Annotated in this window: 18 protein-coding genes; 10 read left to right on the top strand and 8 right to left on the bottom strand. The window is 59.2% G+C overall.

The window, feature by feature from the left end; all coding sequences use genetic code 11:
• The first annotated feature begins 48 nt into the window (after positions 1–48).
• Positions 49–1,110 (top strand): AI-2E family transporter, encoded by a 1,062-nt coding sequence (locus tag FFS64_RS24780; RefSeq protein ID WP_137807516.1) that lies wholly within the window; start codon positions 49–51, stop codon positions 1,108–1,110.
• Here FFS64_RS24780 and FFS64_RS24775 read toward each other — a convergent pair.
• The 3 genes from FFS64_RS24775 to FFS64_RS24765 form a co-directional block, all read right to left on the bottom strand.
• Positions 1,107–1,298, bottom strand: a complete 192-nt coding sequence (locus FFS64_RS24775; RefSeq protein ID WP_137807553.1) for a hypothetical protein — start codon at positions 1,296–1,298, stop codon at positions 1,107–1,109. The genes FFS64_RS24780 and FFS64_RS24775 overlap by 4 nt on opposite strands.
• 115 nt (positions 1,299–1,413) lie before the next feature.
• Complete coding sequence (locus tag FFS64_RS24770) at positions 1,414–1,608, bottom strand: hypothetical protein (protein WP_034149937.1); 195 nt, start codon at positions 1,606–1,608, stop codon at positions 1,414–1,416.
• 315 nt (positions 1,609–1,923) lie between these two features.
• Complete coding sequence (locus FFS64_RS24765; RefSeq protein ID WP_137807515.1) at positions 1,924–2,286, bottom strand: hypothetical protein; 363 nt, start codon at positions 2,284–2,286, stop codon at positions 1,924–1,926.
• Between the two features lie 245 nt (positions 2,287–2,531).
• Here FFS64_RS24765 and FFS64_RS24760 point away from each other — a divergent pair, with 245 nt between their 5' ends.
• Both FFS64_RS24760 and FFS64_RS24755 read left to right on the top strand, forming a co-directional pair.
• On the top strand, positions 2,532–3,350 hold the full coding sequence (locus FFS64_RS24760) for a shikimate 5-dehydrogenase (protein WP_137807514.1): 819 nt from the start codon (positions 2,532–2,534) through the stop codon (positions 3,348–3,350).
• 201 nt (positions 3,351–3,551) lie between these two features.
• The gene (locus tag FFS64_RS24755; protein ID WP_137807513.1) at positions 3,552–4,070 is read left to right on the top strand and encodes a cupin domain-containing protein; all 519 of its coding nucleotides are present in this window, start codon (positions 3,552–3,554) and stop codon (positions 4,068–4,070) included.
• 69 nt (positions 4,071–4,139) lie between these two features.
• Here the strand turns inward: FFS64_RS24755 and FFS64_RS24750 are convergent, their stop codons facing one another.
• Positions 4,140–4,784: a YceH family protein gene (locus tag FFS64_RS24750; protein WP_095192801.1), complete on the bottom strand. Its 645-nt coding sequence runs from the start codon at positions 4,782–4,784 to the stop codon at positions 4,140–4,142.
• Between the two features lie 139 nt (positions 4,785–4,923).
• Between FFS64_RS24750 and FFS64_RS24745 the strand changes: the two genes are divergently transcribed.
• Positions 4,924–5,433 (top strand): DUF1993 family protein, encoded by a 510-nt coding sequence (locus FFS64_RS24745; RefSeq protein WP_095192800.1) that lies wholly within the window; start codon positions 4,924–4,926, stop codon positions 5,431–5,433.
• Positions 5,434–5,508: 75 nt separating this feature from the next.
• On the opposite strand, the gene sstT is transcribed toward FFS64_RS24745, so the two are convergent.
• A complete protein-coding gene (sstT, locus tag FFS64_RS24740) occupies positions 5,509–6,741 on the bottom strand; it encodes a serine/threonine transporter SstT (RefSeq protein ID WP_137807512.1) in 1,233 nt (410 codons plus the stop codon).
• Positions 6,742–7,018: 277 nt separating this feature from the next.
• Here sstT and FFS64_RS24735 point away from each other — a divergent pair, with 277 nt between their 5' ends.
• A complete protein-coding gene (locus FFS64_RS24735) occupies positions 7,019–8,173 on the top strand; it encodes an MFS transporter (protein WP_137807511.1) in 1,155 nt (384 codons plus the stop codon).
• A gap of 4 nt (positions 8,174–8,177) precedes the next feature.
• On the opposite strand, the gene nhaR is transcribed toward FFS64_RS24735, so the two are convergent.
• Positions 8,178–9,077 carry a transcriptional activator NhaR gene (gene nhaR / locus FFS64_RS24730; RefSeq protein WP_095192888.1) on the bottom strand — a complete coding sequence of 300 codons (900 nt, stop codon included), beginning with the start codon at positions 9,075–9,077 and terminating at the stop codon, positions 8,178–8,180.
• A gap of 135 nt (positions 9,078–9,212) precedes the next feature.
• Between nhaR and FFS64_RS24725 the strand changes: the two genes are divergently transcribed.
• Together FFS64_RS24725 and FFS64_RS24720 are read left to right on the top strand one after the other, a co-directional pair.
• Entirely contained in the window at positions 9,213–9,455 is a 243-nt protein-coding gene (locus FFS64_RS24725) for a hypothetical protein (RefSeq protein ID WP_095192798.1), read from the top strand.
• Positions 9,456–9,484: 29 nt separating this feature from the next.
• Entirely contained in the window at positions 9,485–10,234 is a 750-nt protein-coding gene (locus tag FFS64_RS24720; RefSeq protein WP_095192797.1) for a TerC family protein, read from the top strand.
• A 78-nt stretch (positions 10,235–10,312) separates the two neighbouring features.
• Here the strand turns inward: FFS64_RS24720 and FFS64_RS24715 are convergent, their stop codons facing one another.
• A complete protein-coding gene (locus tag FFS64_RS24715) occupies positions 10,313–10,483 on the bottom strand; it encodes a hypothetical protein (protein WP_171017130.1) in 171 nt (56 codons plus the stop codon).
• A gap of 167 nt (positions 10,484–10,650) precedes the next feature.
• On the opposite strand from FFS64_RS24715, the gene FFS64_RS24710 reads away from it, so the two are divergent.
• The 3 genes from FFS64_RS24710 to FFS64_RS24700 all read left to right on the top strand — a co-directional run bounded on the left by FFS64_RS24710 (position 10,651) and on the right by FFS64_RS24700 (position 11,913).
• Positions 10,651–11,379 carry a peptidase C39 family protein gene (locus tag FFS64_RS24710; protein ID WP_137807509.1) on the top strand — a complete coding sequence of 243 codons (729 nt, stop codon included), beginning with the start codon at positions 10,651–10,653 and terminating at the stop codon, positions 11,377–11,379.
• Positions 11,380–11,473: 94 nt separating this feature from the next.
• Positions 11,474–11,680: a DUF6021 family protein gene (locus tag FFS64_RS24705; RefSeq protein ID WP_137807508.1), complete on the top strand. Its 207-nt coding sequence runs from the start codon at positions 11,474–11,476 to the stop codon at positions 11,678–11,680.
• Positions 11,681–11,697: 17 nt separating this feature from the next.
• The gene (locus tag FFS64_RS24700) at positions 11,698–11,913 is read left to right on the top strand and encodes a hypothetical protein (protein ID WP_137807507.1); all 216 of its coding nucleotides are present in this window, start codon (positions 11,698–11,700) and stop codon (positions 11,911–11,913) included.
• Between the two features lie 58 nt (positions 11,914–11,971).
• Here FFS64_RS24700 and pbpG read toward each other — a convergent pair whose 3' ends face one another.
• Entirely contained in the window at positions 11,972–12,910 is a 939-nt protein-coding gene (gene pbpG, locus FFS64_RS24695) for a D-alanyl-D-alanine endopeptidase (RefSeq protein WP_137807506.1), read from the bottom strand.
• Positions 12,911–12,917: the final 7 nt, after the last annotated feature.

Below are 12,917 nucleotides of genomic sequence, written 5' to 3'. Positions count from 1 at the left end.
AGCATCAGGACGCAATTCTGCGTCCCGGCGCACTGGCATGGATCGGACATGAACGAAGAGAAACTGCAAGACAAATCCCTCACGGTTCTGCTGGGTGTGGTGAGCATCGCTTTTATCTGGATTCTGCTGCCGTTTTACGGCGCGGTGTTCTGGGCGGTGATCCTCGGCATCCTCTTTGCGCCCCTGCAGCGTCGACTGCAATTGAAGTTCGGCTGGGAGCGCAACATCACATCATTGCTCACCTTGAGCATCTGTCTGGTGATTGCGATTCTGCCGGTGATTGTCCTCAGCTTCTTTCTGGTTCAGGAGGGCGCCGCGGTTTACAAAAGCATCGAAAGCGGCGAACTGGACATCGCCGGTTATGTGGCGCAGTTCAAGCACAGCCTGCCGCCGTACTTCCAGCATTTGATGGATCGCTTCGGCCTGGGAGGGTTGGAGGGGATGCGGGAGAAAATCATCAAGAGCGCGGTGGCAGGGGGGCAAGTGTTGGCGAGCCAGGCTTTCAGTTTCGGCCAGGGAACCTTCGAGTTCATCATCAGTTTTTTCATCATGCTCTACCTGTTGTTCTTTTTTCTGCGCGATGGCGCGGAACTCGCACGCCAGGTGCGTGCGGCGGTGCCGCTGGAAGAACAGCAAAAGCGTCGTTTGCAGCTCAAGTTCAATCGCGTGGTCAGGGCCACGGTGAAAGGCAATCTGCTGGTGGCGATCACGCAGGGCGCATTGGGCGGTTTGATCTTCTGGTTTCTGGACATCCCCAGCGTATTGCTCTGGGCGGTGTTGATGGCATTTTTGTCGCTGTTGCCGGCGGTGGGCGCAGGGATAGTCTGGGCGCCCGTAGCGGCATTTTTCCTGTTCACGGGGGCGATCTGGCAGGGGGTGGTGCTGGGGTTGTTCGGGGTGTTCGTGATCGGGCTGGTGGATAACGTGCTGCGCCCGATACTGGTAGGCAAGGATACGAAGATGCCGGACTACCTGATCCTGATCTCGACCCTCGGTGGCCTGGCGGTTTTCGGGCTCAACGGATTTGTCATCGGACCATTGATTGCCGCGTTGTTCATGTCGAGCTGGGACATTTTCCTTGAAACCAGACCGCGGGTTCAGCTGCCTTAGGCGTTGAGGTTGCCTGTTTGGCCCGAGCTGACACGCTGCGACATCGCCTGGGCGGCCGGCAGCGAGGTGAGCGGGCCGCTGATCGGCTCGCCATCCAGTACCAGATACCAGCAGGCAAGCAGGCCCGATTCCCTGAGGGATGCGGGGACGGCGCTGCCGATAACGGACATGATCTGAACCTGAGACATCATAAGTACCTCCATCAATCTATGGAGCTACCTTACGGGGCGGCCGATTTTTCCGACAATCACCGTTTTCGATAGTGGTCATTGACGTCGTTGAGGCCAACTGACCGTCTGTCGCTCAGTCGACCACCTGATCGAGCATATGGACCACTTCCTGCTCGTTGAGCAGACCTTTGCGCACCAGGTTTTGCGTCAGCAGCGAGAGAAACTTGGCGCTGCGATGGCCTTCCAGGTGCTTGAGTTCGGTCAGGGCGTTGTACACCTTGCTGGAGGTGCATAGACCGACAATGCGGTGCGGGTTCTGCGTGGGCATGAGGGCGTCCTTGTTGTTATCAACCTGTTGTTGGCGGACAGGTTCAAGTTTGCGGTGCTGACATGACATAAATATGACTGTTTCCCCAATGGCAGGGGCGAGTCAATCTTGCCCGCTTGAACAGCCGATGCTGTCCCGATAACGACACTGACGAGATTTATCCAGACGCGGGCCGACGAACGGCTGACATCTGTAGGAGCGAGCTCTGCTCGCGATGCATGTGAACGATAACGCGTGTTTGGCGGGTGTACGCGGCGCTCTCGGGACCATCGCGAGCAAGCTCGCTCCTACAAAGGCGGGGCCATGATGAGTCTGTCACCAGCGGCCATAACCGCGGGGAGGGCCGTAGTAGCCGCGTGGCGGGCCGTAATAACCACGGGGTGGTCCATAGTAGACCGGTGCCGGACGGTAGTAGATCGGTTGTTGCACGTACACCGGCACCGGCTGGTAATAAACCGGAGGAGGCGGTGCGTAGTAAACCGGAGGGGGTGGGGCATAGACCGGTTGTGGCGCGACATACACCGGCCGGTTGGCGTTGATCAGGGCGGAGCCGACGATGGCCGTACCCACAATCGCCCCGAATACCGCCGCGTCATTGCCACCACCATGGGCTTGCGCTTGCCCTGTGATAGCCAGAGCACCAATCAGCAAGGCAACTGTGGGGAATTTACGGATCATGATAGTTCCTCGGTTCATCGCCCCCGGCGCTTGTGTCTGCAACAGACCCAAGGATTGTCGCGGGGATACTTCTAAGACAGCTTTTTTTTGAAAATCAGCACAGCCGTTGGGTAAATTTTGTGTAAGGTCTGTACCGGCTTGCGAACGGTCGAATGAGGCCGTGTGCAGGCATGGAATCATGATCGAACAGAACAGGTTGGCCGGCTGATTCCGTCCATCCGAAAGTGCATCGCAAGGAGATCCGCATGCAGATGAACCCGAACAAAGATACCCAGCTGTGCATGTCCCTCTCCGGGCGCCCCGGGAACTTTGGCCTGCGATTTCACAATCATCTGTATGAGCAATTGGGGCTGAATTTTTATTACAAGGCGTTCAGCAGTCAGGACTTGCCGGGGGCGGTGGGCGGCATTCGCGCCCTGGGTATTCGCGGCTGCGGCGTGTCCATGCCATTCAAGGAAGCCTGCATTGCCCTGGTCGATGAGCTGGACGCCTCGGCCGCCGCCATCCAGTCGATCAACACCATCGTCAACACCAACGGCCACCTCAAGGCCTACAACACCGATTACATCGCCGTTGCCCAGTTGCTGGACACCCACGCGGTGCCCAAGGACACCACGTTTGCCCTGCGCGGCAGCGGCGGCATGGCCAAGGCCGTGGCCAGTGCCTTGCGCGACGGTGGCTACAAGAACGGCTTGATCGTGGCCCGGAACGAGCGCGCCGGCCGTGCCCTGGCCGAATCCCTGGGCTACCCATGGCAAGCCGAACTGGGCTCGCGGCGTCCGCAAATGCTGGTCAATGTCACTCCGGTCGGCATGGATGGCGGGCCGGAGGCGGGTCAACTGGCGTTCGAGGCGGATGTCATCAAAGCTGCGGACATTGTCTTCGATGTGGTGGCGATTCCCTCGGAAACCCAGCTGATCGTGCGGGGACGTGCCGAGGGTAAGCAGGTGATTACCGGGCTGGAAGTGATTGCGATCCAGGCGCTGGAGCAGTTTGTGTTGTACACCGGCGTGCGGCCGACGGAGGAGCAGTTTCGGGCGGCGGTGGCGTTTGCGCGGGGGTGATCTTCAGGTTATTTGCCGGCCTGACTGACGGCTTCGCGAGCAGGCTCGCTCCCACAGGGATTTGTGGCGCTCACATAACCTGTGGGAGCGAGCCTGCTCGCGAAAGCGGCGACTCAGTCTCGCCGGTGCACCTCGGCCTATACTGCTGGCCAGCAAGCAAAGACTTGCCCTCCAACAACAATCACCGTGACCGAGGTTCCCATGCATCCCGCGATTCTCAATCTGGATCAGGTCGAGTTAGAACCACTGCCCGAAGAGTTTGCCCCGACCGGTGAAACCGCCGGTCGCTATCAACAACGCATTGCGCGCATCGGTCAGCAACTGGGCGCACAGAAGCTCGGCTATCGCTTGTATGCGCTCGAGCCAGGTATGCGCGGCAGCCCGTTCCACAGTCACCGGGTCAATGAAGAAATGTTCTACGTCGTGGCCGGGGAAGGGGAGGTGCGCCTTGGCACCGAGCGCTTTGCGATCCGCGCCGGTGATGTGATTGCCTGCCCGGCGGGCGGCCAGGAAAGGGCGCACCAGATCATCAATACCAGCAATGGCGAACTGCGTTACCTGGCGGTCAGTACCCAGCAATCACCGGACATCTGCGAATACCCGGACTCCGGAAAGTATGTGGTGATGGATGACTTCAATGTCGACACCGAGGGCAATGCCTCGGGATTCGTCGCCGTGGCCCGACAGGGGGATGGGGTGGATTATTGGGAGGGTGAATAACAACAAACACCACAAAACCAATGTGGGAGCGAGCAAGCCCGCTCCCACATTTAGCCCTGTGTTGTCTGGTTACTCCAGGCGCGCCAACCGCTCTTCCAATGCCGCAATCCGCGCTTCCAGCTCTTCGATCCGCTCGACCGAAACACCCCCGCCGCTGCGCTCAACCGGGTTCTGCCGCGCGGCCAGAATCGCCTCGATATCCGCCGGATCACCCATGGCATGCATGTAGCGATCCTCCCGCTGTCCGGCCTGGCGTGGAATCAGCAGCGCCAGTCCCCGGGCAATCAACCGTTCAAGCTGATGCACGACCTGCTCGCTGTCTTCGAAATCATGCATGCGCCCGCTGCGGGTCAGCAGTTCATTGACGGTTTGCGGGCCGCGCAGGTACAGCAGCCCCATCAGAATCACCTGCGCCGGCACCAGCTCCAGGGCCTTGTCGACCTTGTGCTCCCAGCGATCGGCGCGGCTGCCCATCACCAGTTTGGTGAAGCCGCGTCCTTCAAGCGCGCGCAGGCTCTGGCCGACCTGACCCTGGGTCAGGTTCATCACCGGTTCGCGACTGGTTTTCTGATTGCAGGCAATTACCAGCGCATTGAGGGTCAGCGGATAGGTTTCCGGGCTGGTGGCCTGTTTCTCGATCAACGAACCCAGAATGCGGATTTCCGTGCTGTTGAGGCGCGGTTCGTCGAAGGTCTGTTGTTGTTCAGTGCTCATCGCGCTTTTCCCTATGCAGTCGAAGCATGCCATCGAAGCCGCCTAGCCTAATCCTTGCAGGATAAAAGACAAGCCGCAGGAGGGGCGGGCATGGCTATAATCGGCCGACGTTTCCCTCCTGTCATCACATGAGACTGCCATGACCATTTCCCTGTACGACGCTTCCGTTCCTGTTTTCCAGCAAATGCTCAACGCCCTGAGCGACGTGCTGAAAAAGGCCGAGGCCCATGCCGCCGCCAAGAACATCGACCCGAACGCCTTCCTGCAAGCTCGCCTGTACCCGGATATGTTCCCGCTGGTGCGCCAGGTGCAGATCGCGGTTGATTTCAGCAAAGGCGTATCCGCGCGTCTGGCCGAGATCGAACTGCCGAAATACGACGACACCGAAACCACCTTCGCCGAACTGCAAGCGCTGATCGCCAAGGTGCTGGCGTTCATCGGCGAGATCAAACCGGAGCAGATCAACGGCAAGGAAGGCATCGAAATCGTGACCCGTCCGGGCACGCCTAAAGAGAAGCGTTTCTCTGGCCAGGCTTACCTGTTGACCTACGGCCTGCCGCAGTTCTTCTTCCATGTCACCACGGCTTACGCACTGTTGCGTCATAACGGCGTGGAAGTGGGCAAGCGCGATTACATGGGCGCGTTCTAAACAATCCGGGTACAAAAAAGCCCGCCAAGGTGTAAGCCTTGGCGGGCTTTTTCGTTGTCCCTGTGGGATGGGTGTTTAGGCCAGGCGTTCGGCTTTCGCGTCTTCACCCAGGCAAGCCGCCGCCGTGAACAGTACATCGGTCGAAGAGTTCAACGCCGTCTCCGCCGAATCCTGCAACACACCGATGATGAAACCGACCGCCACCACCTGCATGGCGATTTCACTCGGGATGCCGAACAGGCTGCACGCCAGCGGGATCAGCAGCAGCGAACCGCCGGCCACGCCCGAGGCGCCACAGGCGCAAATGGCCGCGACAACGCTCAGCAGAATGGCTGTCGGAATGTCCACGGCAATGCCTAGGGTGTGCACCGCCGCCAACGTCAGCACGGTGATGGTGATAGCCGCACCGGCCATGTTGATGGTGGCGCCGAGCGGGATCGACACCGAGTAAGTGTCTTCGTGCAGGCCCAGACGTTTGCTCAACTCAAGGTTGACCGGAATGTTCGCTGCCGAACTGCGGGTGAAAAACGCGGTGATACCGCTTTCTCGCAAGCACATCAACACCAGTGGATACGGGTTGCGGCGCAGTTTCCAGAACACGATGACCGGGTTCATCACCAGGGCCACGAACAGCATGCAGCCCAGCAACACGGCGAGCAGTTGCGCATAACCGATCAAGGCACCGAAACCGGACGTGGCCAAGGTCGAGGCCACGAGGCCGAAAATCCCCAGCGGCGCAAAACAAATCACCAGACGCACAATCACCGTCACGCCGTTGGACAAGTCGCCCAGCACCTCGCGCGTGGTGTCACCGGCATGGCGAATGGCGACGCCCATGCCGATGGCCCAGGCCAGAATGCCGATAAAGTTGGCGTTCATCAGCGCACTGACCGGGTTGTCGACCACGCTGAGCAACAGGCTTTGCAGCACTTCGCTGATGCCGCCTGGTGCGGTGACGGCTACGTCTTGGGTCGAGAGGACCAGGCTCGATGGGAACATCATGCTGGCAACCACCGCGACCACGGCGGCAGCGAACGTGCCCAGCAGATACAGAAACAGGATCGGCCGGATGTGGGTTTCCTGGCCGTGCTTGTGGTTGGCGATCGACGCCATGACCAGCACGAACACCAGAATCGGCGCGACTGCCTTCAGGGCGGACACGAAGACTTTACCGATGAAGGCGGTGGACTTCGCCGCTTCAGGCGCAATCAGGGCCAGGCCAATCCCGGCGATCAAGCCAATGATGATTTGTGTGACCAGGCTGGTGCGTTTCAGGCGTTGCAATAGCGAAGGGGATGAAGCGGTCATGAACGGCATCTCTGATTTTATTAGGCGCGGGATCTTGCGACATCAAGGCCAAAAATGGCCGATGAACAGGGTGTACGTTTCGCGGGGCGCGGACTTTATCACAGCGGGGTCCCGATCCTTCAGCCCTGTGACGATCTGCCACCCAAATGTGCGGCGCAATTTGCAGGTTCATGCAACCGTGTCCGAAAACACTCTGTTAAGCTTCGCCATCCTCATTTTCATGTTTGCCAGTGGGCCTTCGGGTTATCGCTGGTGTCGTCGTTTTCTGGAGTTCTGCATGTTGTTGCCCATTCTTCTGTTGTCAGCCGCCGGTTTTACGGTGCTGACCACGGAATTCATCATCGTCGGCCTGTTGCCGGCCATTGCCCGTGACCTTGACGTCAGCATCCCGCAAGCGGGTTTGCTGGTGACCCTGTTCGCCTTTACCGTCGCCGCGTTCGGGCCGTTCCTCACGGCATATTTCGCCCGCTTCGAGCGGCGCAAGCTGTTTATCTCGGTGCTGATCATGATTGGCCTGGCCAACATCCTCGCGGCACTGGCGCCGAACATCTGGGTGATGGCGCTTGCCCGGTTGATTCCGGCATTGGGCTTGCCGGTGTTCTGGTCACTGGCCAGTGAGACGGCGGTGGACATCGTCGGGCCGGATCAGGCCGGGCGCGCCGTGGCCAAGATTGGCTTCGGCATTGTTTGCGCCACGGTGTTCGGCATTCCGGTGGGTACGCTGATTTCCGATGCATTCGGCTGGCGCAGTGCTTTCGCCCTTCTGGCGTTGATCGCTTTTGCCAAGGCGTTGCTGCTGTTTATCTACCTGCCGAAAACCAGCCTGCATCAGCATCAAGTCAGCTTCCTCTCACAGTTCAAGATCCTGCGCAGCCCCTTGATGGTGGGGCACGTGCTGCTGTCGATCGTGGTGTTCAGCGGCATGTTCACCGCCTACACCTACCTGGCGGACATCCTCGAGCGCCTGGCCGGATTCAACGGCACGTTGGTCGGCTGGTGCCTGATGGGCTTTGGCGCGGTCGGGCTGATAGGCAACTCGTTGGGTGGGCGTGCGGTGGATCGCCATCCGCTGGTAGCGTCGATGATGTTCTGCGCCTTCATGATTGCCGGCCTGGTGGCGTTGGTGCCGAACATTCATTCGCCCCTCGGACTGGCGGCGGCAATGGGCATCTGGGGTGTGACCCAGGCTGCGTTGTTCCTGGTCAGTCACGTGCGCTTGATGAAGGCTGCGCCTGAAGCGCCTGCATTTGCGGCGTCGCTGAACATCGCCGGGGGCAACCTGGGGATCGGCCTGGGCGCCATGATCGGCGGGCGGGTGATCGACAGTGTCGGCCTGCAAGGCCTTGGTTTCGCCGCGGCCGGCTTTATCCTGGCCTCGATCCTGTTGGCCATCGCGCTGATGACCTTCAAGCCCCGCGAAGTCTGCGTCTGAGGCGTCACAATTCGGTAAACAACTCGCGTCGGGCACCTTCGGTAATGGCGACAATGCCAGGGTGCTTGACCTTGCGTTCCACCGAAATGGCGTAGAACGACTCGCTCACCGCGTCGGTCTGGCCAATCACCTCTACGCCAAGTTGGCGTTTCACTTCATCGGCAATCACGCTCGGGCCAATGAAAATCCCGCTGCCGGATTGACCGAAAGCCTGCATCAATGCGCTGTCATCGAACTCGCCGACAATCTGCGGCTGGATCTGCTGTTCGGCGAACCAGCGTTGCAAGCGGCTGCGCACTACGGTTTCCGGCCCGGGAATCAGCAGGGGAGCGCCGTGCAGGCTGCGGGGAAAATCCTGACCGTAGCGTGTCGCCAATTCGGCGGTGGCGAAGAAACTGATCCCGCATTCACCGAGTTTCTGGCTGTAGCCCTTGATGTCCAGGTGCGAGGGCATCGGGCTGTCGGAAATCACCAGGTCCAGGCGCTGGATCGCCAGATCGGCCAACAAACGTTCAAGCTTGTCTTCGCGGCAGGTGATGCGCAGTGGCTCGCTCAATTCCATGGTCGGCGCGATCAGCCGATAGACGATGGATTTGGGCACCACGTCGGCCACGCCGACCCGAAACAGAATCTGCTGTTCATTGGGTTGTGCCCGCAACATCAATTCCAGTTCGCCGCCGAGCTGGAACATCTGTTCGGCGTAGGGCAGGGTCTGGCGGCCGGCTTCGGTGAGCTCAAGTTGCCGGCCGACCCGGCGAAACAACTCGATGCCGTAGGTTTGTTCGAGCAGCGATATTTGCCCGCTGATGGTCTGGGGCGTCAGGTTCAGCTGCTCGCAGGCGCGGACAATGCTGCCGGTTTTGGCCACCACCCAGAAGTAATGCAGTTGTCGATAGTTGAGCATGGTCATCTACAGTTCGTAAAAGTCGAAGTATAACCGCTGAAAATACGAATTTTCCTGAAGTGTTCATCTCCCTAGAATGCGTCGCTATCAACGGGCCATCGTTACGGTCCCGTTTGTTCTATCGAGGAAAACATCATGAAGCTTAAAACCACGGCTCTGCTGATTGCGTCTGTGCTGGTACTGGCCGGTTGTGATCAGGCCGAAAAAAGCGCTCAGCAACTGATGGGCAAGGCTGCCGAAAGTGCCAAGCAAGCCATCGACGACACCCACAAAGCTGCTGAGCAGGCGCTCAGCGAAGCCACGGGCGGGTTGATCAGCAAGAAAGAATCATCGGAAAAAGACGCGGATAAATCCGAATCTTCCTCCCAGGAAATCTAAACCGTCTTACAGCGAGTCAGGACTGACCCATGGAATACCTTTTACAACTAGCTGCCAGCCCCACCGCCTGGGTTGCCCTGGCCACCCTGGTAGTGATGGAGATCGTGCTCGGCATCGATAACCTGATCTTCATCTCGATCCTGACCAACAAACTGCCCGAGCAGCACCGGCAGAAGGCGCGGCGCATCGGTATCGGCATGGCACTGATCCTGCGACTGGGCCTGCTGAGTACCATCGCGTTCATCGTCCAGTTGACCGAGCCTGTGATCGACCTCTTCGGTCACGCGTTCTCCTGGAAAGACATGATCCTGATCGCCGGCGGCCTGTTCCTGTTGTGGAAAGCCACCACCGAAATCCATCACAGCATGGACCCGGCACCGGAAGATCCGAAGTCGGCGACTTCTACCGTGACCCTGGGCTTTGCCGCGGCGATCGGCCAGATCCTGATGCTGGACATGGTGTTTTCCATCGACAGCATCATTACCGCTGTCGGCATGACCGAGCATTTGCCGATCATGATCATTGCGGTGGTGGTGTCGGTACTGGTGATGTTGCTGGCGGCTGACCCGCTGGCCAAGTTCATCAACGACAACCCGACGGTGGTGATGCTGGCCCTGGGCTTCCTGATCATGATCGGCATGACGCTGATCGCTGAAGGCTTCGGCGCCCACGTACCGAAAGGCTACGTCTACGCTGCCATGGCGTTCTCGGCTGCGATCGAGGTGTTGAACATGATGTCCCGTCGGGCGAAGCACAAGCGTGTAACCGCTGACGCATAACCGGCGCTGAACGAAACGGCCGCCTGAACTCGCAAGAGTCCAGGCGGCCGTTTTTTTATGTGCGCTGGAAAATGTCGATCAGTGGGCGGAGGCGTGACGCGTGGCGGCTTTGTCGGATTTCGCCAAGGGTGCCGGTCGGGCAGGGTGGTGATGGTGGCGACGGGTAATGCGCAGAACCCCCCATAACATGGCGGCGGCGACGGCCAGCCAGCCGGAGATCAACATCACGATTGTCATTGTCAGGCTCATCGATGCCTCCTCTTTGCCCTGCAGCGGGCGCACACGCTTTGCAAGTGACAGTCTAGCCGCTGGTGTGTTGCAGGCTATTGACCGAAGGTCGACTGGGACCAACCAGTTCGCTCTATCGAACCCGATCAACTACCGGTTAAGGCTATACCGCCGCCGCGTGGCGTCCTATGATCGACGGCCAAGCCGGGAAGCGGATTGCCTGGCGTCTGATCAAGAGAGTGATGATGGTGCGGGTAATTTCTCGAATTCTATCGGCGGCGGTAATCGTGGGTTGCGTAGCTGGGCTGGCCGGTTGTGCCGGCAGCGTTGCGCCGCAGATCAAGCGTCTGCCGGAGCGTGTCGAACTCAGCGGCCGGTTCTATCGCGGCGTGGCCAATCAGAGCGGCCCGCAAGTGCTGGCGAGCCTGTTGTCCCAGCAGGGCATCGTAATTACCCCGGGCTTGCTTGATAAGCCGTTGCACTTGCCGGGCGCCGAGGCTCAGTTGCAACAAAACATGCAGAGCCTGGCCCGTGAGTACGGGATGATGGTCTATCCGCTGGACAGCAATCTGCCGGCGTTGTTGACCCAGGTGGCGGCCGGTTATCCGGTGATGGTGCGTTTTACCGAGGGTTCTGCACTCTGGGCCGAGCCGCGTTATGCCATCTTGTCCGGGTATAACCGTCAGAAACAGACCGTGCTGTTGCGTGCGGGGATGGATCAGCGGTTGCTGATGAGTTTCGGCTCGTTCGAATCGGCTTTCAAAGACGCCGGTGGTTGGGCAGTGTTGATTCAGGCGCCGACGCAGATTCCGGCCGAAGTCGATCAGCAGCGCTGGCTCAAGGCGGCGAACGATCTTGCTCAGGCCGGCCAGGAGCAGGCGGCGGCGAGAGCGAAAAAAGCCTTGAGCGCGCAGTAAGGCCCGTTCGTCATCTGGTGGGCACCGCGCTAGCCAGATGGTATCTGATATTTAAAGGCCCGGATGTTTAGGGCCTTTCGATCAGGAGGCGTCCATGGCACATTCCAATACCCCTTCCGGCCCGCACTCGTCCGAACATTCGTCCGGCGATGAGTTGGGTTTCGACCCGGACTCCCCGGCTCTTGCCGACCCTCAGGTCGATCCTGTCGGACCGGCCAAGGCGCCGAGGGATGTGAAACCGGGTGACAATCCCAAGACTCCGGCAAAGCCCTATGATCCGCTCGGTGATCTGAAACCCTAGATCCCAAGGAGGTGCATATGTCTACCGATTCTAGTTTCAACGACAAGCGTCCGGAAAACGTTCCGACCACTCCCGAAGAAAGTGTCGATCCGGTGTTGGATCCGGACAGCCCGTTACGAGATCCGCTGGCCCGCCCGACCGTGATACCGGCGGAACATCCGCAGGGCTGGCGAGACCCCAGCAAAGGGGATGGCATTCCGGATGATGACCAGATGCCATTGCCCAACGATTGATCGCTGACGAAAAAAGCCCCGAATGTTCGGGGCTTTTTCATGCGGTTGCAGTATGTGGTTACTTTGAAGCTTCAACCACGCCGCTCTGGCGATGCTTGAGGTTCTTGTCTGATTTGTATTGCAGGGCAGCAGACGCAACGTTGGCGCTTTTGCCGGTTTCGACCCAATTGCGGATGCGCGCGGCATCGGCAAAGTGTGTGTACTTGCCATAAGCATCAAGGAGGACCAGGACAACCGGGCGGTTACTCATCCGGGTCACCAGCACCAGGCAGTGGCCTGCTTCGTTGGTGAAACCGGTTTTCGTCAATTGGATGTCCCAGTCTGGCTTGCGAACCAAATGGTCGGTGTTGCGAAAGCCCAGGCTGTATTTGGGCTTGCGGAATGTGACGGTTTTTTCCTTGGTCGTGCTCAGCTCTGTCAGTAACGGATACTTGTGCGCGGCAATCAACAGTTTGCTCAGGTCGCGAGCGGTGGATACGTTGCGCGCCGAGAGACCGGTGGGTTCGACAAAATGGGTCTTGGTCATGCCCAGGGCCTTGGCCTTGGCATTCATCGCGGCGATAAATGCGGCGTATCCACCCGGGTAGTGGTGGGCCAGGCTCGCGGCGGCGCGGTTTTCAGACGACATCAGCGCGATCAGCAGCATTTCCCGGCGCGGCAGTTCGCTCTTCAGTTTTACCCGGGAGAACACACCTTTCATTTCCGGTGTGTTACTGATGTTGATGTTGATGTATTCGTCCATGTTCTGCCTGGCTTCAACCACGACCAGGCCCGTCATCAGTTTGCTGACGGACGCGATGGGAACAACCGCGTCGGGATTGTTGGCATAGATGACTTTGTTGGTCTGCATGTCCAGCAACAAGGTGCTGCCGGAAGCGAGCTTGAGTTGCGAGGTGTCTCGAGGCGCTGCGGTGGTTTCGCCGGCGCTGGCAATTGGCGTGATGAAAGTCCCTGTAACTGCAAAAAATAGGCTCAGGATCGATAGACGGATTTTCACGCTGGCA

It is taken from the genome of Pseudomonas sp. G(2018) (genome assembly GCF_005502415.1).
Classification (GTDB): domain Bacteria; phylum Pseudomonadota; class Gammaproteobacteria; order Pseudomonadales; family Pseudomonadaceae; genus Aquipseudomonas.
This window is presented reverse-complemented; position numbering and strand designations above follow the sequence as displayed.

Bases quoted from the DNA above. Each gene is read 5' to 3' on its own strand.
- FFS64_RS24725 (WP_095192798.1), top strand. From the start codon at position 9,213: ATGAAGCTTAAAACCACGGCTCTGCTGATTGCGTCTGTGCTGGTACTG.
- FFS64_RS24705 (WP_137807508.1), top strand. From the start codon at position 11,474: ATGGCACATTCCAATACCCCTTCCGGCCCGCACTCGTCCGAACATTCG.
- FFS64_RS24765 (WP_137807515.1), bottom strand. From the start codon at position 2,286: ATGATCCGTAAATTCCCCACAGTTGCCTTGCTGATTGGTGCTCTGGCT.
- FFS64_RS24745 (WP_095192800.1), top strand. From the start codon at position 4,924: ATGACCATTTCCCTGTACGACGCTTCCGTTCCTGTTTTCCAGCAAATG.
- FFS64_RS24710 (WP_137807509.1), top strand. From the start codon at position 10,651: ATGATCGACGGCCAAGCCGGGAAGCGGATTGCCTGGCGTCTGATCAAG.
- nhaR (WP_095192888.1), bottom strand. From the start codon at position 9,077: ATGCTCAACTATCGACAACTGCATTACTTCTGGGTGGTGGCCAAAACC.
- FFS64_RS24755 (WP_137807513.1), top strand. From the start codon at position 3,552: ATGCATCCCGCGATTCTCAATCTGGATCAGGTCGAGTTAGAACCACTG.
- FFS64_RS24775 (WP_137807553.1), bottom strand. From the start codon at position 1,298: ATGTCTCAGGTTCAGATCATGTCCGTTATCGGCAGCGCCGTCCCCGCA.
- sstT (WP_137807512.1), bottom strand. From the start codon at position 6,741: ATGACCGCTTCATCCCCTTCGCTATTGCAACGCCTGAAACGCACCAGC.
- FFS64_RS24750 (WP_095192801.1), bottom strand. From the start codon at position 4,784: ATGAGCACTGAACAACAACAGACCTTCGACGAACCGCGCCTCAACAGC.
- FFS64_RS24770 (WP_034149937.1), bottom strand. From the start codon at position 1,608: ATGCCCACGCAGAACCCGCACCGCATTGTCGGTCTATGCACCTCCAGC.
- FFS64_RS24720 (WP_095192797.1), top strand. From the start codon at position 9,485: ATGGAATACCTTTTACAACTAGCTGCCAGCCCCACCGCCTGGGTTGCC.
- FFS64_RS24735 (WP_137807511.1), top strand. From the start codon at position 7,019: ATGTTGTTGCCCATTCTTCTGTTGTCAGCCGCCGGTTTTACGGTGCTG.
- FFS64_RS24780 (WP_137807516.1), top strand. From the start codon at position 49: ATGAACGAAGAGAAACTGCAAGACAAATCCCTCACGGTTCTGCTGGGT.
- FFS64_RS24715 (WP_171017130.1), bottom strand. From the start codon at position 10,483: ATGAGCCTGACAATGACAATCGTGATGTTGATCTCCGGCTGGCTGGCC.
- FFS64_RS24700 (WP_137807507.1), top strand. From the start codon at position 11,698: ATGTCTACCGATTCTAGTTTCAACGACAAGCGTCCGGAAAACGTTCCG.
- FFS64_RS24760 (WP_137807514.1), top strand. From the start codon at position 2,532: ATGCAGATGAACCCGAACAAAGATACCCAGCTGTGCATGTCCCTCTCC.